Below are 19853 nucleotides of genomic sequence, written 5' to 3'. Positions count from 1 at the left end.
ATGCACAATCCTATCTTCACCACCAGGGAACGCTTTGCGCTGTTCGGCCTTGCCATCGCCCAGGCGTTCCTGCTGCTGCTCATCCTGCTGCCCGCCCCGCGCGATTCCGACGTGCTGCGCGTGGCCGCCCCTGCCCGCGAACGGGTGCTGACGCGCCTTTCGCCCTACGGCCCCGGCTTCGAACAGGAACTGCTGACCGCCTTCTGCGCCCGCTACGGCTACGAGCTGCGCTGGGTGAAGGCCGACAACCGCGACGAGGCCCTGCGCCTGGTGGCCGACGGCTACGCCGACGTGGCCGTGGGCTTCGGCACCGCGCCCGAAGCCCACGGAACAGGCGGAACGGGCGGAACAGGCGGAACAGGCGGCAATGAAAGGGACGGCCACGATGGCGGGGCCGGCATCAGCGCGTCTGGCGCATCCGGCACGTCTGGGACACCCGGCATTGCCGCTGCGGCAACCCACGCCACGGGCGCCACGGACGCCGCGCCCGGCATTTCGCTGGCCGCGCTGCTGACCCGCCTGGCCACCGGCACCGACCCCATCCCCCTCACCGACCTGGTGGCGGGACCGGCCTACGACCATGCCCGCCCGGTACTGGTGCGCTGGTCGGAACCGGACCTGCCCGCGCCCGTGCACGCCGCACTGCGCGATACCGGCACCGCCGAAGCCGCACGGGACGGCCAGACCTCCACCGGGCTGCGCTCTGCCCTGCTGCTGACCACCTGGGAGACCTCGGCGGGACCGGCTGTACCCCCCGTGCAGGGGCTGCTGCCGCCTTCCGGCGGTCCGTCCCTTCTGCCCGGCGAATCCACCGCGGACGCCGCATCCGGCGACGCCCCCCGCCACGCCATGGTAGACGGCGACTCGTGGCGACTGTGGCAGCCTTTCATGGCCGAACCCGCGGCAGGCCGGGTCACGGGCAAGCCCCTGTCCTACCACTGGTACTGGCGCGGCGACGACGCCACCCTGGCCCCCAGGCTGGACGAATTCTGGCGTGAGCGCACCGCCCCGGCAGACACCCTGCTGGACGACCTGACCGAGCGCTACTTCGGCTTTCTGCCGGAATCGCTGGGCGTGGCCGAAGACGGCGACTATACCGGGGCCTCCGGCTATGCGGACATCTTCGACCTGATGGACCTGATGACCGTGGTGGCCGAAAAGCTGCCCGCCCACGCCCCCGCCATCAGCCGCGCCGCGGCCCAGAGCAACATCGACCCGCTACTGCTGTCCGCCGTGATCTTCCAGGAATCGCGCTTCGATGCCTCTGCCCGCAGCAAGACCGGGGTGCGCGGCATCATGCAGCTTACCCAGAACACGGCCCTGCTGCTGAAGGTCAACCGCATGAACCCCAGCCAGTCCATCCGGGGCGGGGCGCGCTACCTGCGCATGCTGTGGGACAGCCTGGACGACCTGGACCTACAACCGTGGGACCGCTGGTTCTTCACCCTGGCGGCCTTCAACCAGGGGCCGGGCCACCTGCGCGACGCCATCCGGCTGAACCAGGACCTTGGCGGCTCCGGCCGCACCTGGCGCGAACTGAAGGACACCTTTCCCAAACTGGCGCGGCCCCGCTACCACGCCCGCACCCGGTACGGGTACTGTCGTGGCTACGAGGCCGTGGCATTCGTGGAAAGCGTGCGCTACTACTATTACATACTCAACGGGCTAGTCGCCCTCTCGCGGCCGGAAGCTGAGCACCTTGCGCCGCTTCTGGACGCCGTCCCCGTCCGCTGGCCCACCGTTTAGGGCGGGGTCGCCATTCCCGGCAGGGGATTCGGCTACCGGTTCGAGGTTGAAGGCCATGCGCGGGGGCACCCCCATGGGTTCGCCCTCGGGCCGGGCCGCCGAGGCCCAGTGGTGGTTGAAGAGCTGGTTCTTCCAGCGCACCGCCTGGATCAGGCTGAGCACCAGCGCCGCCTCTTCCCACCGCTTGGTGGGTTCGAAGCGGTCCACCACGGCGGCGTAGCGGTCCCACAGCGACATCAGCGACGCCTCGTCGTAGGCGTTCAGTTGCTGTGCCAGCTTTTGCAGCATGCGCTCCATGGGGTCATCGCTCCTTCATGCGGGGTGGTGTGGGGGCGGCCGGGACGTCTCGGGACGCCGATGCGTCCGCGCGCGTGCAGTGGCCGCGCCGTGCCCCGCAGGCTACGCCAATCCGGATGCCGGTTCAAATGGAAATTGCCCGCCCTTGCGGGCTGTGCTAGCATTCCCGCTGTCGCAGCCCGGAAGGCGACCGCGCCCCGCCCCGTGGCGGGGCGTTGCGCATGCCGCGCCGTTTCCGCCCCCGATAACGCCCATTCCGCCCGGCCTCGCCGCCGGGCGCAGGCCCGCCGTATCCGGCACGCCGCACCCGGCCCCCCGCGCACCCCGCGCGCGCCGGATGCACGCGGCGTTGCCGGGCCGCGCCGCCCCCTGCCGGAGCCCGTCATGACTTCGCCGAAGCCCGCCAGCCTCAAGGACATGTACCGCACCCTCCAGGACGATCCGTTTCCGGATTCCCTTACCCTGACGCTGGGCGACACCACCCTGACCTACCGCAAGCGCACCTGGACCATCGACGGTGAACGCAAGGGCCTGCGCTACGGCGAAAACCCCGACCAGCCCGCCGCCCTGTACGAACTGGCCGAAGGCGGGCTGACCCTTGGCGGCGTGGCCTTTCGCGCCGCCGGACAGGGCCTTGTCTCGGCCATCGCCGAAGAACACATGGTCCAGGCGGGCAAGCACCCCGGCAAGACCAACCTGACCGACGTGGACAACGGGGTGAACATCCTTCAGTACCTCACCGCGCGCCCCGCCGCCGTCATCCTGAAGCACAACAACCCGTGCGGGGCCGCATGGTCCAATGATGGCGTGGCCGACGCGCTGGACAAGGCCTACAACTGCGACCGGATCGCCGCGTTCGGCGGGGCCGTGGTGGTCAACCGCCCGCTTTGCCGCGCCGCCGGTGAACTCATCGCCGCCAACTACTTCGAGGTGGTGGCCGCGCCCGACTTCGAGCCCGGTGTGCTGGAACTGCTGCAAACCCGCAAGAATCTGCGCATATTGCGCATGCCCGGCCTGGCCCGGCTCGATCAGTTCGCCGATGCGCCGTTCCTGGACATCAAGAGCCTGACCGACGGCGGCATGGTCATCCAGCACTCGTTCCGCAACCGCATCCGCACCGTGGCCGACTTTCTGCCCGCCGAAGCCACCAGCAAGGACGGCGTCACCGTCACCGCCCGCGCGCCTTCCAAGCAGGAAGCCGACGACCTGCTGTTCGCCTGGGCCGTGGAGTCGGGCGTCACGTCCAACTCGGTGATCTTTGCCCGCAACGGCGCCACCGTGGCCATCGGCACCGGCGAACAGGACCGCGTGGGCTGCGTGGAACTGGCCATTCACAAGGCCTATACCAAGTACGCAGACTCGCTGGCCTTCGCCGCGCACAACTGCTCGCTGTACGATCTGAAGCAGAAGGCCGCCGCCGACCCGGCCCTGGCCGACTCGCTGGCCGCCATCGAACGCCGCACCAGGGACGAACGCGGTGGCCTGCCCGGCACCGTGCTGGTCTCCGACGGGTTCTTCCCCTTCCGCGACGGCGTGGACGTGGCCCTGGCACAGGGCGTTGCCGCCATCGCCCAGCCCGGCGGCTCCATGCGCGACCACGAAGTGATCATGGCCGTGAACGAGGCCAGCCCGCAGGTCGCCATGGTGTTTACGGGGCAGAGATCTTTTAAACATTAAAGAATGTTGGAAGAGAATACGGGGAGGGGACCCTTTGAAAAGGGTCTCCCTCCCCGTACCCCTCCCCCCCAAACTTTTTATATGTAGTCGGGCAACACCACGCCCCTCAGCTTCCTTCCCTGTCGAAGCTGATGCTTTTTTCTGCTCTCGTCCTGAACTTGCCTTTCTTCCTTATACCCCGCAGCGGTCTTCCGCTGCGGGTGGCTGGTGCGGGGGCGATGCAAGGAATTACGAGTTTTGCCCGCCGGACAAGGCGAATCAAGGTTTTTGAGCGCAGCGTACTCTTGTACGTGAGCATCAAAAATCTTGATTCAACGCAGTCCGGCGGCAAAAGACGGATTCCGCAGGCAGCGCACCTGCGCTGACAGGACGCGCCAACGCTCACAACGCCCCGGCCTCACTGATACAAACCAAGCGGGAAACATGGCGGCACCATCCGGCATCGTGCGCTACCCCGGCCCGGGGTGCATCGTTGAATTCATGCAGGGCAACCGCCCCATAACGGCCTGGGTGCTCGAAGAACAGGCAGGCAAGCTGCGCCTGCTGCTCGCCAACCGCCGCGAAACCAAGCTCACCACCAACCGCCTGCTGCCCTGGTCCGGCCCGGTCTACTCCGGCGAATACGGCCGCCAGCAGATCATCGACCTGCTGGAGTTGCACCGCCAGCGCCGCGACGACCGCGAAACCACGCTCGACGCGCTGGAACTCTGGACCCTGGCCCAGGGCGAGGTGGACCGCGCCTCGCTGGAATGGTTCGCGGAATTGCTCTGGGAAGCGCCCGAAGTGGACGACCTTGCCGCCCTTGGCCGCGCCATGCTGGCCTGCAAGACGCACTTCAAGTTCCAGCCGCCCGACTTCGAGGTGTACACCGCCGAAAAGGTGGACGCCCGTCTGGCCGAACAGGAAGCCACCCGCCAGCGCGAAGCCCTGGTGGCCGCAGGCAACGAATTCGTGCGCATCCTGTGGGACGTGCACTCGCGCCGCCGCACCCTGCCGCCGGAAACCTCGCCGGAACGCCCCGAACCGGACATCGCCGAACAGCTGGCCGCGCTGGTCATGACCCGTCTGGCCGACCCGGACGACCACGACTCCGAGGCGGTCTGGAAACAGGTGACCAAGGGCCTGCCCGACGACCCGCACCTGGCCCTGCACCTGGCCAAAACCTGGGGCCTGGTGCCGGAGCACCACAATTTCTGGATGGACCGCGCGGGCTACGACCCCGGCAACGCCTGGGCAGCCAGCCACGCGGACGACATCGCCGCGCTGCGCGCCGCCGTGGAATCCGCCCGGCGCGAACCGCTGGCCACGCCGTTCATCTCCATAGATTCCGCCACCACCCGCGACATCGACGACGCCTTCCACATCGAGGCGCGCGGCGACGGGGGCTTTCGCCTGTGGCTGGCCCTGGCCTGCCCGGCCCTGGCCTGGCCCTACGGCAGCGAACTGGACAAGGCCGTGCTGCGCCGCGCCACCAGCATCTACCTGCCGGAAGCCACCCACCACATGCTGCCCGACGAACTGGGCACCGGCTTCTTCAGCCTGCTGGCCGGGCAGGACCGGCCCGCGCTGGTGCTGGCCATGGAAGTGGCCCCGGACGGCGAACTGCAATCCTGCGTGCCCGGCGGGGCGTGGGTGAACCTGGCCGCCAACCTCACCTACGAGGCCTGCGAGGCCTGCCTGGCCGCCGTGGCCCCGCCGCAGGCCGCCCCGAACCCGGACGACGACCTGCTGGCGGCCATGCTGGCGGGCGACCCGGACGCGGAGGACGCCGCATCCGCCCCCACCGCCGCGCCCATCCCCCTGCCGGACAACGCGGCGGCCCCGCACGCGGACCGGCTGGCCGTGGCCGACAGGCTGGCGCGCGCCCTGCAATCCCACCGCATCGGGCGCGGGGCGGTGATCATCGAACGCGACGATCCGAAGGTGACGTTATCCGGCGAAGGCTCCGCCACCGTGGTGGACATCGCGGAGCAGCCGACCACGCCGCGCAGCCAGTCCATCGTGGCGGAGATGATGATCCTCGCCAACGCCGGGGTGGCCCGCTGGGCCGGTGAAAACCGCGTGGCCCTGCTGCACCGCACCCAGGACGTGGGCATTCCCCGCGAATACGCCGGGGTGTGGCGCGCCCCGCACGAGGTGGCGCGGGTGGTCAAGGCCCTGGCCTCGTCGCTGCTGGAAACCTCGCCCCGACCCCATGCGGGCATCGGGGTGCCCGCGTACAGCCCGGTCACCTCGCCGCTGCGCCGCTACCCCGACCTGATCAACGAAACCCAGGTGCTGCACGCGCTGGCCGCCGGGCAGGGCCGCTGGACCCGCGAGGAACTGGACGCCATGCTGCCCCTGCTGAACGCCCGGCTGGACGCGGCGGGACAGGTGCAGCGCTTTCGCCCGCGCTACTGGAAGCTGCTGCATTTTCGCCAGAAGGGCGACAAGACCTGGTGGCACGCCGTGGTCACGGAAGAAAACGACGCCTTCGTCACGGTCAGCCTGCCGCGCGAACAGCTGTTCCTGCGCGGGCGGCGCGCCACATTCGGCGACAAGGTGAACCCCGGCCAGCACTTCCGGGTGCGGGTGGGCAAGATCCATCCGCTGAACAACGAAATCCAGATACTGGACGCGGAAGAAGAGTGACGGCATTGTGACCCGGCGCGGGGCGCATTCCCAGCCAGGCGGCGCGTATTCCGAGAGGGACGGCGCGCCCTGGCACGCCAACCGCGACAACGACATTTCACCCGCCCAGCCCCCGCAGGAGGCACGATCATGATGGGTAAGCTGCTTTGGATCGCCATCGCCTACGTCATGGGCTCCATCCCCTTCGGGCTGGTGTTCGCCCGCACCTTCTGCGGGGTGGACCCGCGCACCGGCGGCAGCCGCAACGTGGGCGCCACCAACGTGGCCCGGCTGTGCGGCACCAAATGGGGCGTGGCCACCCTGCTGTGCGACGCGCTGAAGGGCGCGCTGCCCGTGGCCATCGCCATGTCGTTCAGCGATTCCACGTTCTTCCACAGCCTGACGGCGCTGGCCGCCCTGCTGGGGCACCTCTATTCCTGCTTCCTGGGCTTCAGGGGGGGGAAGGCCGTGGCCACCACGGTGGGCGTGTTCATTCCGCTGGCCTTCGGGCAACTGGTGCTGGCGGGCATTGCCTGCCTGCTGGTGATCTGGCGTTCCGGCTTCGTCTCGCTGGGCTCGCTGACCCTGGTCACGGCCCTGCCCGTGTTCCTGCTGGTGTACGGCAAGTGGAAGCTGCTGCCGCTGGCGCTGGTGGTCATGGCCCTTGTGTACTGGAGCCACCGCGAGAACATCGGGCGGCTGGCGCGCGGCGAGGAAAAGCCCTGGCAGAAGAAGCACCACGACGCGGCGGACACCGGCTGCGCGGCGGGCAACGCCTCCACCGATCAGGCTGACCTTGCCGACCGGGCTGACGGGCAGGCCCCCTGCGGGTGCGGCTGCGCCGCGCACGGAGAACCCGGCGCCACGCCGGAAAAGTAGCTTTCACGGCGCCGCCCCGGCCTTGTCGCCGGTGCCACGGCAGGCGCCACAACTGCTGCATTGCACGATCTCAAGGAGACCGGCCCCATGCCTTGTCCCACATCCTGTCCCGCACCCGGTCACGACTTTCCGGCCGCGCGCACGCGGATGGAGTACGTCTGCCTCGGCTGCGGAGAGCGTCGCGGCATCGACGAACTGCTGTACACCTGCCCCAGCTGCGGCGGGGTGTACCTGCTTGAAGACCTTGATTTCGACACGCTGGCGGAACAGCGCACCGGTCCCGAATGGCGCGCCCTGTTCGACGCCCGCGCCGCCACCCGCACCACCGCCCTGCGCGGCATCTTCCGCTTCTACGAGCTGATGGCCCCGGTGCTGGAAGAAGAGGACATCGTGTACCTTGGCGAGGGCAACACCCCCATCATCGAGGCGGCCCCCGTGCTGCGCGATGCCGTGGGCATTCCCTTCGCCTTCAAGAACGACGGCCAGAACCCCAGCGCCTCGTTCAAGGACCGGGGCATGGCCTGCGCGTTCAGCTACCTGAAGGCGCTGGTGCGCAAGCACGGCTGGGACGAGGTGCTGACCGTGTGCGCCTCCACGGGCGACACATCCGCCGCCGCCGCGCTGTACGCCTCGTACGTGGGCGGGCCGGTGAAGTCGGTGGTGCTGCTGCCGCACGGCAAGGTCACCCCGCAGCAGCTTTCGCAGCCCCTCGGCAGTGGGGCCACGGTGCTGGAAATTCCCGGCGTGTTCGACGACTGCATGAAGGTGGTGGAACACCTGGCCGAAAACTACCGGGTGGCCCTGCTGAATTCCAAGAACAGCTGGCGCATCCTGGGCCAGGAATCGTACGCCTTCGAGGTGGCCCAGTGGTACGGCTGGGACATGAAGGGGCAGTGCGTGTTCGTGCCCATCGGCAACGCGGGCAACGTCACGGCCATCATGGCAGGCTTCCTGAAGCTGCTGCGCCTTGGCGTCATCGACGCCCTGCCGCGGGTCATCGGCGTGCAGTCGCACCATGCGGACCCGGTGTGGCGCTACTACAGCCAGCCGGACCCGGCCACCCGCACCTACGCCCCGGTCACCGTGCAGCCCAGCGTGGCCCAGGCGGCCATGATCGGCAACCCGGTGTCCTTCCCCCGCGTGAAGGCGCTGGCGGACAGGTTTATCGCGGAAGGGGGCGAACGCGCCTTCTCCGTGGTGCAGGTGACCGAGCAGGAGATCATGGACGCCATGATCCGGGGCAACCGCCACGGGCACATCGCCTGCACCCAGGGCGGCGAATGCCTGGCCGGGCTGATCAAGGCCCGGGAACTGGGCCTGGTGTCGCAGGGCGAGCACGCCGTGCTCGACGCAACGGCGCACAGCCTGAAGTTTGCGGGCTTTCAGGACATGTACTTCACCAACAGCTTCCCGCCCGAATACGGCGTGACCCCGGACGCCAGCCTGGCCAACGCGCCCGCGCTGGTGGTCAGCCCGGAAGACAAGGCGCGCCTGTCGCCCGAGGCCTACACCCTTGCCGCCGCCGAGGCGGTGGTGGCCAGACTGGGGCTGGCGAAGAAGGCGTAACGCCGCATTCAGGGCAACCGCCCATCCCGCATCCGATCAAACGGCGCGGCGCACGGAGTTCTTCCGTGCGCCGCGCTTCGTTCCCGCGCCGGACAACCGCAATGCGCATTGCCGTTTCTGTTCCGCGCCGTGCCCCCACCGTTGCTGTTGTCGCGCATGGCGTGGCATACCGCTCACGCCCTTGCGCTGACGGGTTTCTTCTGGCACTGGCAAGTGAACGTTTACGAGATTCCGCGACAAGGAGAACGCATGGAGTTCCTGCCCATCAAACGGGCGCTCATGAGCGCCACGGACAAGAGCGGCCTGGCCGACTTCGCGGCCTTTCTGGCGGGCAACGGCGTGGAACTCGTCTCCACCGGCGGCACGCGCCGCATGCTCGAAGGCGCGGGGCTGAAGGTCACCCCCGTCAGCCGCGTGACCGGCTTTCCCGAAATTCTCGGGGGCCGGGTGAAGACGCTGCACCCGCACATCCACGGCGGCGTGCTGGCCGACAAGGACAACCCGGAACACGTGGCCACGCTGCGTGAACTGGGCATTGCCCCGTTCGACCTGATCTGTGTGAACCTGTACGATTTCGCCACTGCCGCGGCCAAGGGGCTGGACCTCAAGCAGGCCGTGGAGGAAATCGACATCGGCGGCCCGTGCATGCTGCGCGCCGCAGCCAAGAACTACCACTCCATCCTCGTGCTGCCTTCGCCCGCGTACTACGGGCAGGCCATGGAGGAAATGCGCACCAATTCCATGCGCGTGGGGCTGGAATTCCGGCGCGAGATGTCGGTGCTCACCTTTGCCGCCACGGCGGCCTACGACCGGATGATCGCCGACTACCTGGCCGCAGCGGCCCGCTAGGGACTGTCCGGAAGCAGCCCCTGAAGAGTATCCCACAGTTTCGACTGCCGACCGGGCGTCCGCAAGGGCGCCCGGTTTTGCCGTGTGGGGCGTCCGCCCCCATCCCGTTTCCGCTGCCCCCCTTTGCATGTCCCGCTTCCCCGCGCCGCCCCTTCCGCGTATGATGCCTTTCCGCGCCGGGCCGCCGACCGCAGATGGCCACAGATGTCCGCAAATGTCCGCAAATGTCCGCAAATGACCGGGCGCACCACGTTTCATTCCGCCAGCGCAGGAGCACTCCCATCGCCAAGGTTCTCGGCAACACCCAGGGGCTCAAGCCCAGCCACGTCAAGGCCCTGACCCGCCTGTACCAGCGCCGCTTCCCGTCCGTGGGGGGCTATTCGCACGAGCAGGCCCGCGAACTGGCCGCCCTGTCCCGCAGCGTGGGGCGGCAGGTGGCCGTGCTCATCGACCGGCAGGGCCGCGTGGCCATGGTGCTGGTGGGCGACACCGGGGCCATCACCATTCCGGAACTGCCCCGCGCCCGCACCGGCACGGGCCGCCTGCGCGGCCTGCGCCTGCTGCACACCCACCTGGGGCCGGACCTGCTTTCGCAGGAAGACCTGATGGACCTGCTGTTCCTGCGGCTGGACGGCTTCGGCGTGCTGACCGTCAACGAATGGGGCGAGCCGCTGACCTTCCAGCACGCCCACCTGCTGCCGCAGCCAGAGGACGGCAAGGCCTACCGGGTTCACCCGGCCCAGCCGTGGGACCGCGTGGACACCGACGTTGTGGCCCAGGTGGAGGCGCTGGAAGAGGAAATGGCCCGCGCCGCCAGCGACGCGCGCGCCGTGGCCCCCGCCCGTGCGCGCGGCACTGCCGCCACCGCCGCCGGGGCCGTGCCGCAGGGTCGCAGCCATGCCGAGCACATTGCCCACACCGCCGCCCTTGCCGCCGAAGCGGAAGGCCCCGCCGCCGTGCTGGTCAGCGTGTCCACCGCCCCTCGGCCCTTGCAGGAACTGAATCTGGCCGAGCTGACCGAACTGGCCCGCACCGCCGGGGTACGCTGCGCGGGCACCCTGATCCAGCGCGTGCCCTCGCTGAACCCCAAGTTCATCCTGGGCAAGGGCAAGCTGGCGGAACTGGAGGTGCTGGCCCTTCAGGGCAACGCCACCATGATCATCTTCGACGGCGAACTTTCCCCGGCCCAGCTGCGCAACCTGGCCGACCTGACCGAGCGCAAGGTGCTGGACCGCACCCAGCTGATCCTGGACATCTTTGCCCAGCACGCCACCACCCGCGCGGGCAAGTTGCAGGTGGAAATGGCCCAGCTGAAGTACACCCAGCCCCGCCTGGTGGGAAAAAACCGCGCCATGGACCGCCTGATGGGCGGCATCGGCGGGCGCGGCCCCGGCGAAACCAAGCTGGAAACCGACCGCCGCCGCATCCGCGACCGCATCGGGCGCATCAAGGACGAACTGGAATCGCTGCGCCGCCAGCGCGCCTATGCCCGCGCCCGGCGAGCCAAGCAGCGGGTGCCGCTGGCCTCGCTGGTGGGCTACACCAACGCGGGCAAGTCCACCCTGCTCAACGCCCTGACCAACAGCCAGGTGCTGGCCGAAAACAAGCTGTTCGCCACGCTGGACCCCACCACCCGCCGCCTGCGCTTTCCGCACGAGCGCGAACTGATCCTGGCCGACACCGTGGGCTTCATCCGCAACCTGCCCAAGGAGCTGCTGGAAGCCTTCCGCGCCACGCTGGAAGAGCTGGAGGCGGCGGACCTGCTGATTCACGTGGCCGACGCGGGCCACCCCGAACTGGACCGTCAGCTGGGCGCGGTGGACACCATCCTCACCGACATGGAACTGCACGAGGTGCCGCGCCTGCTGGTGCTGAACAAGTGGGACACCCTGGACGACGAAACGCGCGAGGCCCTGCGCGCTGTGCACCCCGACGCCATCACCCTGTCCGCCGCCACGCGGCAGGGGCTGGACGAACTGGTGGCGTCCATTGCCGCGCGCATCGACTGGGAACGCGACCTGCGCCCCTGCGGCAAGCGCGCGGGCAAGGGCGGCGGCGAAGGCGACGGGAACGAGTGCCCGGCGGACGATGGGGACGAGGGTGGCTATGGGGCCTACCCGGACGAAACAGGAACAGACGAAGCGGACGCCGGGTACGATTGGCCGGAAATGGAATCGGACCGGCTGAACTGAGGCACGATGCGGTGGCCGCCGCCCCGCGTGGCCGCCGCCGGGTGACACTTCCCCATCCCGCAGGCGCACCAACGGACACAGCACCAAGGCTCGCGCCGCATGCGGCGCAACCCTGCATCGTGCGGGCGCACAATTCCATGTGACGATGCACTGCCACCATGCCCAGCGCAACACACCGTGCTCATTGTCGATATTTTTTGCAAAAAAATATCTTTTTCTTTCAGCATATTACAACTGCAACATGGCGGCACTGCAACATGCCCACATGCGCATATCCAACTCCATCAATGGATGCGCCATGTTGCACAACGAAAAAACGCACTGCACCAACGCCACAATAGTTCCTCCGCACCGCCATACCCCCTTTACAGCGGACACATGCAGGGCTAGGGTTTAATCACCGGCGAAAGAGATCGACCTAGCCAGTGGGTCGGCATCCCGCCGGAGTACGCAGCAACGCCGAGGGCGTTGCGAGGTCCGCAACCAGTGCACAGAGCGCTCGCAGCCTGCGCAGGAAGCAGGCGGAGCCCAGCCGAGCCACGGCACGATGCACAGAACGCGACAGAGGCCAAATGCGAAGGAACGCCATCGGAGGACTGTTCTGGCAGAGATTTACCCCCATAACGGCAAAGCGAGTTGCCCCCAATGAATAGGGACACGGAAGATAATCCCTAACAGGCGTGCAGCAGAGATCCCGGCGCAGAGCGCGGAATCTCCCGGATATCCGGAGCGGCACGCCTTTCCTTTTGCCGTTTTCCGGCGGTCACGCACTCCAGCCGCTGCCCCTCTACTCCTCTCGCCCCGTATCCCGTCCCGCCAGATTCCCGGCGATTCCCCGTCGCCCACGGTCCATGTCCCGGCAATCGCCCCCGTCAAGCCAGCCCCCCGGCCAACACAACCTCCCCTCCGCCACCACCCCCTTCCGGCCTCACATCCGGCCCCGCATCTACCCTCCCTTCTGACAGTCCCTTGCGGTTTCCGCATGCGCACCGCCGCCTGCCGCCCGCTCCGCACTTTTCTTTGCCCGCCCGGTGCAGTAAGTACACGCAGACCTTGCCACGCGGCGCGAAAGCGCCTAAATCATACTCATACGGTAGGCAATAACCCCACTCGCGTGGGGTATTTCACGCCGTCGCCCCGACGTTACGGCGTCACCCCCGGCTGCATGGCAGCGCCACAACGTGCCATTGCACGCAGCCACCTTGACGACCGCCCGCGCCTGGGGCAGTGCAACCCCTTGCGGAGCCGAACTTTTCCGGCCATTCCGTACCGCGTCGCCGCAGCTGCCGCAGTTCCGGTCAGCCCCGGCGCACCCGCGCAAGCCCGAACAGACGCGCGACCCCGTGCCGCGCGCCGCACCACGCGCCGTCACCCGCGCGCAGCCCACGGAGGATTCAGCATGTCCAAGCACGTCGTCGTCATCGGGGCCGTTGCCCTTGGCCCCAAGGCCGCCTGCCGGTTCAAGCGCCTCGAACCCGACGCCAAGGTCACCATGATCGACCAGTCGCCGCGCATTTCCTACGGCGGTTGCGGCATTCCCTATTTCGTCTCGGGCGAGGTCAACAACATCGACGCGCTGCAAGCCACCCCCTACAACGTGGTGCGCGACCCCGAATTCTTCCGCATCAACAAGGACGTGGACGTGCTGACCGAAACCCGCGCCGTGTCCATCGACCGCGCGGCCAGGACCGTGCTGGTGGAACACCTGCGCACGGGCGAGCAGCAGACCCTTTCCTATGACAAGCTGGTGCTGGCGCTGGGCAGCCGGGCCAACCGCCCCCCCGTGGAAGGGCTGGACCTTGCAGGCGTGACCGCCGCCACCAACCTGGAAGAGGCGGAATTCATCCGCAATTCCGTGGCTGCGGGCACGGTGAGCCACGCGGTGATCGTGGGCGGCGGGTTCATCGGTCTGGAAATGGCCGTGGCCCTTGCCGACATGTGGGGCATCGGCGTGACCGTGGTGGAACTGACCGACCGGCTCATGCCCGGCTTCCTGTCCTCCACCCTCACCCGCATGGTGCGCCACGACCTGGAAAAGAACGGCGTCACCGTGCTGACCGGCGAGAAGGTGGTGCGGCTGGAAGGCGAGGACGGCGCCGTGGCCCGCGTGGTGACCGACAAGCGCACCATCGACGCGGAACTGGTCATCATGGCCGCCGGGGTGTCGCCCAACACGGCCATCGCCAAGGCCGCCGGGCTGGATACCGACCCGCGCGGCGCGCTCATCGTCAACGACCGCATGCAGACCAGCGACCCGGACATCTATTCCGGCGGCGACTGCGTGACCATCCCCAACCTGATCACCGGCAAGCCCGGTTTCTTCCCGCTGGGGTCCATGGCCAACCGCCAGGGCCGCGTGGTGGGCACCAATCTTGCCGGGGGCAACGCCACCTTCCCCGGCGCGGTGGGCAGCTGGGTGGTCAAGCTGTTCGAAATCTCGGCCTGCGGCGCGGGCCTGACCATCGAAACCGCCCTGCGCGAAGGCTTTGACGCCATCAACGTGCACGTGGAACAGTTCGACCGAGCGCACTTCTACCCGGAAAAGACCATCATGTCCCTGGAACTGGTGGTGGAAAAGTCCACCCGCCGGGTGCTGGGCATTCAGGGCGTATCCACCCTGGGCGACGCGCTGACCGCGCGCATCAACGCCGTGGCCACCCTGCTGGCCGACAAGCCCACCATAGAGGACATCAGCAACGCCGAAATCGTGTACTCGCCGCCGTTCGCCTCGGCTATGGACATCCTGAACGTGGCGGGCAACGTGGCAGAGAACATCCTGGAAGGCCGCTGCGCCGTCATCGACCCGGAAGAGTTCGAGCGGCTGTGGAACGAGCGCGCCAGCAACGACACCGTGTGTTTCATCGACACCCGGCTCATCGGCAACTCGCAGCCGCTGGCCGAAAAGTACCCCGGCCAGTGGAACGCCATCCCCGAAGAGGAAATCCACGACCGCATCGCGGAAATTCCCACGGACCGCACCGTGGTGCTGGTGTGCAACACCGGCCTGCGCGCCTACGAGTCGCAGCTGATGCTCACCAAGCTGGGCGTCACCAACACCGTCAACGTGCAGGGCGGCATGGTGGCCATGCACAAGATCGGGGCGGATATCTAGTCCGCAGGGTACGAAAGCCTCCGAGGTCCGCATTCCGGGCGGTCACGCCACAAGGCTGGCGCGGCGCATAAGGAAGAAGCCCCCTCATCCATCTCCGCAGAACAATACGGCGGGCAGGAAACACGAATCCTGCCCGCCGTCATTTTTTCCTTCAGAGGGAAATCTCCCTGTTTTTCCTATCGCGTCACCCGCCCCCGTAACAGCTGGCGCAGGTCCAGCAGCAGCACAAGGCCCACAACGATGCACGCGGCCCCGGCGGCCATGGCCGGGGTGATGCGCTCGCCAAGGAACAGCGCGCCCCAGCCCATGCCGAACACGGGTATGAGCAGGGTGACGGTCAGCGCGCGGGCCGGGCCGGTGTCCTCCACCAGCCGGAAGTACAGCAGGTAGGCCACGGCCCCGCAGATCAGGGCCAGGGTAGCGGTGCAGGCCAGCACCAGCGGGGTGAGCAGGGCCGGGTTGCCCATGGCGGGCGCGGGCCACAGGGGCAGTGCGGGCAGCAGGGTCAGCGCCGCGCCCAGCTGGCTGCCCGCAGCCACGGCTCCGGGGCGGATGCCCGCGCCGTGCAGCTTGATGTAGGTGGCGGCAAGGCCGTAGCACAGCGGCGCGGCCAGCCCGGCGCCCACGGCCAGCAGCATCTGCGGGGTTGGCTGCACCGGCCCCACCCCAACCATGACGGCCACCCCGGCGATGCCCAGCGCCAGCCCGGCCACGCGGGCCGGGGTTACACGCTCGCGCAGCCACACCGCCGCGCAGATCACCCCGAACAGCGGCGCCGTGGCATTGAGCACGGCGGAATAGGCCGCCGGAATGTGCAGCGCGGCATAGGCGAACAGGGCAAAGGGCACGCCGGAATTCACCGTGCCCACGATGACGAAGAAGCGCCAGTTGGCGCGCAGGCCAAGGTCCGTTCCGGTGGCGCGGAACCAGGCAAACAGGGCCAGGCCCGCCAGCAACACGCGCAGTTCGGCGGTCAGCAACGGCCCCAGCGCAGGGGCCACCAGCCGCATGAACAGGAACGACGAGCCCCAGATGGCGGCCAGCAGCAACAGGCGAAGCAGATCGACGGGACGCATGGTTCCTCTTGGTGAAAAACGTGAACCCGCCCCGCTCGAAGGCGACGGGGGACGGCGCCTCGGCACGCGGAGCGCGCGGAAGCTGCCGGTAATGACGGCATGGGGCACCGGGTGCTGAGGGGGGCTGGCCTGCGCCTTGCCGGTCGTCGCCGCCGGGACTTCCTGCCACGGGCGGCGGGCTGGCCGGGGGCGTTGCGGCCCCCGTACCGTACCGTCTTGTCCCCCCGGACCCGCCTTGCGGTCAACCGGTGGACGGCGGGCAGCGAAGGCGGATCGAGCCGGGTTGCGGGATGGGGATGGCCGGGCGACGGCGCAGCACCGTTACCCCATGGGCATTCGGGCGGCTTCGCGGCGCAGCAGTTCGGCCTTTCGATCCACCCCCCAGCGGTAGCCGGTGAGTGCGCCGTCGCGGCCCAGCACGCGGTGGCAGGGCACCACCACGGCCACGGGGTTGCGAGCGCAGGCGGCGGCCACGGCGCGTACGGCGCTGGGCCTGCCGATGCGGGCGGCAAGCTGGGCGTATCCCAGAGTGGTGCCGGGGGGCAGTTCGCGCAGGGCGCTCCATACCGCATGCTGGAAGGCGGTGCCGCGCACGTCCAGCGGCAGCGCGGGGTGCGCGCCGCCGTGCTCGACGAAGGCCACCACCGTGCCCAGCCACTGCCGCACCGCATGGCTGGGGGTATGCAGTTCCGCGCCGGGAAAGCGGCGTTGCAGGCTGGCAAGCAGGGCATCGTTGTCGTCGCCGATGTCGATGGCGCACACCCCGTCCTCCGTGGCGGCCATGACCAGCCAGCCCAGCGACGTTTGCGCGGCGGCCACTGCCAGTTGTCTGCCGGGCGCGCCCTTGCGGTAGCGGGCCGGGGTCATGCCCAGCATGCCGTGCGCATCCTCGTAGACCCGGCTGGGCGAACCGAACCCGGCCTCGTAGATGGCCTCGGCCACGGGCACGCCCCGCTCCAGCGCGCCGCGCAGGCGCTGTTCGCGGCAGGCCTGCTGGTAGGCGCGCGGCGAAACGCCCACCAGCCGGGTGAACACACGTTGAAAATGGCTGGGGCTCAGGCCCGCCGCCTCGGCCAGTTCCGCCAGAGGCACCGGTTCGGCACGCTGGCGCAGGGTGTCACAGGCGGCGCGGACCAACGCCAGACGCGGGTCGTCGGGCCGCAGGGCCTCGCCCGGCCCAACTGGCGAGCCAGTTGCGGCAGTCGTGCCCGGCGCGGCCATCGATCCAGAGGCGGCAGTCGAGCCTGTCACTGCGGTCGCCAGATCGGCGGCCATATGGCGGGTGGGCGTGTCCATGACGGCAACATAGGCTCGCCGCGTGCGCTTTTCCATCCGAATCTTGCGCTGCCCCCCGCCGGGCAAAAAAATTTCCTTGCCTTCCCGCCCACGCATCCCGCCGCATCCCCTGCCCGCAGCCCGCGCCCCCGCTTGAATCCGCAAGCATGGCCCGCCAACATGGCGGCAAGTCCCTTTGCAACACACCCACGGCCACATGGACGGAGCAGCCCCATGTGCGTATGCAGGGACATGGAGTTCTGTCGTGCGTACGGCTGGGGTACCCATGGTCAGCACTCCGGCGGACGCGTCCCGAAGGATGCGTCCCGTAAGCATGCTTCCGAGGAATGATGCTTCTGGGATGTTGCCGCTGGCGGGCGCAACCTGCGTCCCGGCACGGCCTTGCGGCCCGGTCCTGACCAGTCCGCAACGGCCCGCGCCGGAACGCCGCCATGGGGGCTGCCATAGGGCAGCCCGGGAGGTACCATGGAAGACGAGGCTGGATACCTGGCGATGCTGGAACGGCAGATGGACGAGGCCATGGCGCGCCTGGCCGACACCTGCCGCGACGAACCAGGCTGCGCCCCCCCGGAAGGCCACGGCGCCAAACACGCCGCCCGCGCCGCCTGCGAACAGGCGGAAGAGGCCGCCCGCTCCACCTACGAGCAGGAATGGGCCAAGGTGTGGGGCGTGGTACGCCAACGCAAGCACAAGGGAGGTCGCTGACCGGCGCCATTACGACGAGGCGTACCGAGTTCACGTCGATGCGTACCGGGATTGTCCCGACTGTTCCCCTTGTCCGCGCACTCGGTGCCCGTTCACGCTCATCCGCGCTCCGGGGGCATGGCGGCACCTGTCACGGCAGGGTTTCGCACCCCCCAACACCACGCCGCAAGCCGCCATGTACTACCGCTACCTCGCCCCCGGCCTTCAGACGGAACTGGAAGCCCTCACCGTCGATGACGCCATCGACCACCTGCGCAACCATCTTGGCAACTTCCTGCTCGATGCATCGGTGTGCGTCAGCTACCTGAACCGGCTGGCCGCAGAATCCGGCGGCCTGCAAACACCCCGACAGGTGACCTGGCTGCGCTGGCTGATCCGCGCCCTTGCCCGGCTGCGGCCATTCGACGAGCAGGCCGTAACCCTGGCCGCCCGCGTGAACGGCACACCGGAAGACACCCCCCTGATCCGGGCCATGGCCAAGGTGCGCACCCCGGAGGCCCTGCACCACCGGGTGGAACAGACCGCCAACCAGCCCCCCGCGGACGCGCGCGAAGTGTTGTTGCGGCTGTTCCGCGAAATACCGTTTTGCGTGGACATGGCCGAACGGCTGCTGTTCCTGGACCTGCAACTGGGACTCGTGCCCGGCGGCGGCTGGTACGAGGGGCTGCGCTGCCCGCCCCTGCTGCGCGACATGCTGGACCGGGAGCGTTTTCGGGCGTGCATGCTGTGCGGCAACGACGCCATGGCCATGGAACTGCTCGACCTCACGCGCACAGCCGGAACACACGACCCCGGCTGGCTGAACTGCGCGGCGGAACTGGCCGTGCGCACTGGTGACCGCGCGACGGGCATGGACTACTACCGGGCGTCACTGGGTCTGGACCCCATGCAGGTACCCGTGGCCCTGCGCCTGCGCGAACTGGAGCACCCATTCGCCACCCCGCCGGACGCCCTTGCCCCTGCGCACGGCCCCGTGGCCGTCTTTCTGTACTCCTGGAACAAACGCGACCTGCTGGAGCAGACCCTGCGCTCGCTGGCGGCGTCGGACACGGGCGGCGCCTCCGTCACCCTGCTGCTGAACGGCTGCACCGACGGCTCTGCCGAAATGGCGGCGGGGCTGAACGCCAGTCTGTTCGGCGGGCGCATGGAGATCATCGAACTGCCCGTCAACGTGGGCGCCCCGGCGGCGCGCAACTGGCTGCTGCACACCCCGCGAGGGCGCGAGGCGGCCTTCGTGGCCTTTCTGGACGACGACGTGGAGGTGCCCGCCGACTGGCTGTCCACCCTGGTCTCCGTGCTGCGGGCCAACCCGCGCGCCGGAGTGGTGGGGGCCAAGACGGTCTTTCCCGGCGCACCACGCCGCTTGCAGTACCTGTACCGCAACGTTTCCGTGGCCCAGCCGGGGCTGCTGCGCGTCAGCCTGGGCACGCCCAGCTTCAACTACGACGGCGGAACCTACGACGTCATCCGGCCCACGGCCACCGTCATGGGCTGCTGCCACGTATTCACCCGCGCCGCGCTGGATGCGGTGCGCGACTTCGACATCCGCTTCTCGCCCTCGCAGATGGACGACATCGCCCACGATCTGGATCTGTGCCTGCACGGCTTCGAGGTGGCGTACTGCGGCCTTGTCTCCTGCGTACACCATCAGATGTCCGGGGTGGGCATCGGCAACGTGCATGCCGCCCGCATGGGCAACGTGCTGGGCAATGACGTGAAGTTCTACTACCGCTTCGCCGAGCACCTGGACGCGTTATGCAGGCTTACCGCACGCCACGCGGTGCCCCAGATGCCGCCGGATGCATAGCGCCCCCCCCGCTCCCCGCCCCCGGTTGGCGTAACGCGCCA

At 68.7% G+C, this 19853-nt stretch carries 13 protein-coding genes; 10 read left to right on the top strand and 3 right to left on the bottom strand.

The features are described from left to right. On the top strand, positions 1-1746 hold the full coding sequence (locus K6142_RS15645; protein WP_190245888.1) for a transglycosylase SLT domain-containing protein: 1746 nt from the start codon (positions 1-3) through the stop codon (positions 1744-1746). On the opposite strand, the gene K6142_RS15640 is transcribed toward K6142_RS15645, so the two are convergent. Beyond that, entirely contained in the window at positions 1666-2043 is a 378-nt protein-coding gene (locus K6142_RS15640) for a hypothetical protein (RefSeq protein WP_012613059.1), read from the bottom strand. The two genes, K6142_RS15645 and K6142_RS15640, sit on opposite strands and share 81 nt — an antisense overlap. 384 nt (positions 2044-2427) lie before the next feature. Here K6142_RS15640 and K6142_RS15635 point away from each other — a divergent pair, with 384 nt between their 5' ends. The 7 genes from K6142_RS15635 (at position 2428) to K6142_RS15605 (ending at position 14928) form a co-directional block, all read left to right on the top strand. Further along, a complete protein-coding gene (locus tag K6142_RS15635; protein WP_190246072.1) occupies positions 2428-3720 on the top strand; it encodes an IMP cyclohydrolase in 1293 nt (430 codons plus the stop codon). Between the two features lie 423 nt (positions 3721-4143). Beyond that, positions 4144-6351: a ribonuclease catalytic domain-containing protein gene (locus tag K6142_RS15630; RefSeq protein ID WP_223380936.1), complete on the top strand. Its 2208-nt coding sequence runs from the start codon at positions 4144-4146 to the stop codon at positions 6349-6351. 129 nt (positions 6352-6480) lie between these two features. After that, complete coding sequence (gene plsY, locus K6142_RS15625; RefSeq protein ID WP_223290486.1) at positions 6481-7209, top strand: glycerol-3-phosphate 1-O-acyltransferase PlsY; 729 nt, start codon at positions 6481-6483, stop codon at positions 7207-7209. 87 nt (positions 7210-7296) lie between these two features. Continuing rightward, positions 7297-8775 carry a threonine synthase gene (gene thrC, locus K6142_RS15620; protein ID WP_223290487.1) on the top strand — a complete coding sequence of 493 codons (1479 nt, stop codon included), beginning with the start codon at positions 7297-7299 and terminating at the stop codon, positions 8773-8775. Between the two features lie 249 nt (positions 8776-9024). Further along, positions 9025-9624, top strand: a complete 600-nt coding sequence (locus K6142_RS15615; protein WP_012613064.1) for an IMP cyclohydrolase — start codon at positions 9025-9027, stop codon at positions 9622-9624. A 224-nt stretch (positions 9625-9848) separates the two neighbouring features. After that, on the top strand, positions 9849-11816 hold the full coding sequence (gene hflX, locus K6142_RS15610) for a GTPase HflX (protein WP_223380935.1): 1968 nt from the start codon (positions 9849-9851) through the stop codon (positions 11814-11816). Between the two features lie 1399 nt (positions 11817-13215). Next, the gene (locus K6142_RS15605) at positions 13216-14928 is read left to right on the top strand and encodes an FAD-dependent oxidoreductase (protein WP_190245626.1); all 1713 of its coding nucleotides are present in this window, start codon (positions 13216-13218) and stop codon (positions 14926-14928) included. A gap of 176 nt (positions 14929-15104) precedes the next feature. Here K6142_RS15605 and K6142_RS15600 read toward each other — a convergent pair whose 3' ends face one another. Together K6142_RS15600 and K6142_RS15595 are read right to left on the bottom strand one after the other, a co-directional pair. Further along, complete coding sequence (locus tag K6142_RS15600) at positions 15105-16004, bottom strand: DMT family transporter (RefSeq protein WP_190245627.1); 900 nt, start codon at positions 16002-16004, stop codon at positions 15105-15107. 321 nt (positions 16005-16325) lie between these two features. Then, on the bottom strand, positions 16326-17300 hold the full coding sequence (locus K6142_RS15595; RefSeq protein ID WP_223290432.1) for a methylated-DNA--[protein]-cysteine S-methyltransferase: 975 nt from the start codon (positions 17298-17300) through the stop codon (positions 16326-16328). A 465-nt stretch (positions 17301-17765) separates the two neighbouring features. Here K6142_RS15595 and K6142_RS15590 point away from each other — a divergent pair, with 465 nt between their 5' ends. Beyond that, complete coding sequence (locus K6142_RS15590) at positions 17766-18005, top strand: hypothetical protein (protein WP_190245629.1); 240 nt, start codon at positions 17766-17768, stop codon at positions 18003-18005. A 175-nt stretch (positions 18006-18180) separates the two neighbouring features. Next, positions 18181-19812, top strand: a complete 1632-nt coding sequence (locus K6142_RS15585; protein WP_190245630.1) for a glycosyltransferase — start codon at positions 18181-18183, stop codon at positions 19810-19812. The last annotated feature ends 41 nt before the right edge of the window (positions 19813-19853 follow it).

The sequence above is a fragment of the Nitratidesulfovibrio sp. SRB-5 genome (assembly GCF_019931275.1).
GTDB lineage: Bacteria > Desulfobacterota > Desulfovibrionia > Desulfovibrionales > Desulfovibrionaceae > Cupidesulfovibrio.
The sequence above is the reverse complement of the archived record's forward strand: the minus strand, read 5'-3'. Positions and strand labels throughout refer to the sequence as shown.

Coding starts and splice junctions, on each gene's coding strand:
- K6142_RS15605 (WP_190245626.1), top strand. CDS start 13,216: ATGTCCAAGCACGTCGTCGTCATCGGGGCCGTTGCCCTTGGCCCCAAG.
- K6142_RS15615 (WP_012613064.1), top strand. CDS start 9,025: ATGGAGTTCCTGCCCATCAAACGGGCGCTCATGAGCGCCACGGACAAG.
- K6142_RS15645 (WP_190245888.1), top strand. CDS start 1: ATGCACAATCCTATCTTCACCACCAGGGAACGCTTTGCGCTGTTCGGC.
- K6142_RS15600 (WP_190245627.1), bottom strand. CDS start 16,004: ATGCGTCCCGTCGATCTGCTTCGCCTGTTGCTGCTGGCCGCCATCTGG.
- K6142_RS15630 (WP_223380936.1), top strand. CDS start 4,144: ATGGCGGCACCATCCGGCATCGTGCGCTACCCCGGCCCGGGGTGCATC.
- K6142_RS15585 (WP_190245630.1), top strand. CDS start 18,181: ATGTACTACCGCTACCTCGCCCCCGGCCTTCAGACGGAACTGGAAGCC.
- K6142_RS15635 (WP_190246072.1), top strand. CDS start 2,428: ATGACTTCGCCGAAGCCCGCCAGCCTCAAGGACATGTACCGCACCCTC.
- hflX (WP_223380935.1), top strand. CDS start 9,849: ATGTCCGCAAATGACCGGGCGCACCACGTTTCATTCCGCCAGCGCAGG.
- plsY (WP_223290486.1), top strand. CDS start 6,481: ATGATGGGTAAGCTGCTTTGGATCGCCATCGCCTACGTCATGGGCTCC.
- K6142_RS15590 (WP_190245629.1), top strand. CDS start 17,766: ATGGAAGACGAGGCTGGATACCTGGCGATGCTGGAACGGCAGATGGAC.
- K6142_RS15595 (WP_223290432.1), bottom strand. CDS start 17,300: ATGGACACGCCCACCCGCCATATGGCCGCCGATCTGGCGACCGCAGTG.
- K6142_RS15640 (WP_012613059.1), bottom strand. CDS start 2,043: ATGGAGCGCATGCTGCAAAAGCTGGCACAGCAACTGAACGCCTACGAC.
- thrC (WP_223290487.1), top strand. CDS start 7,297: ATGCCTTGTCCCACATCCTGTCCCGCACCCGGTCACGACTTTCCGGCC.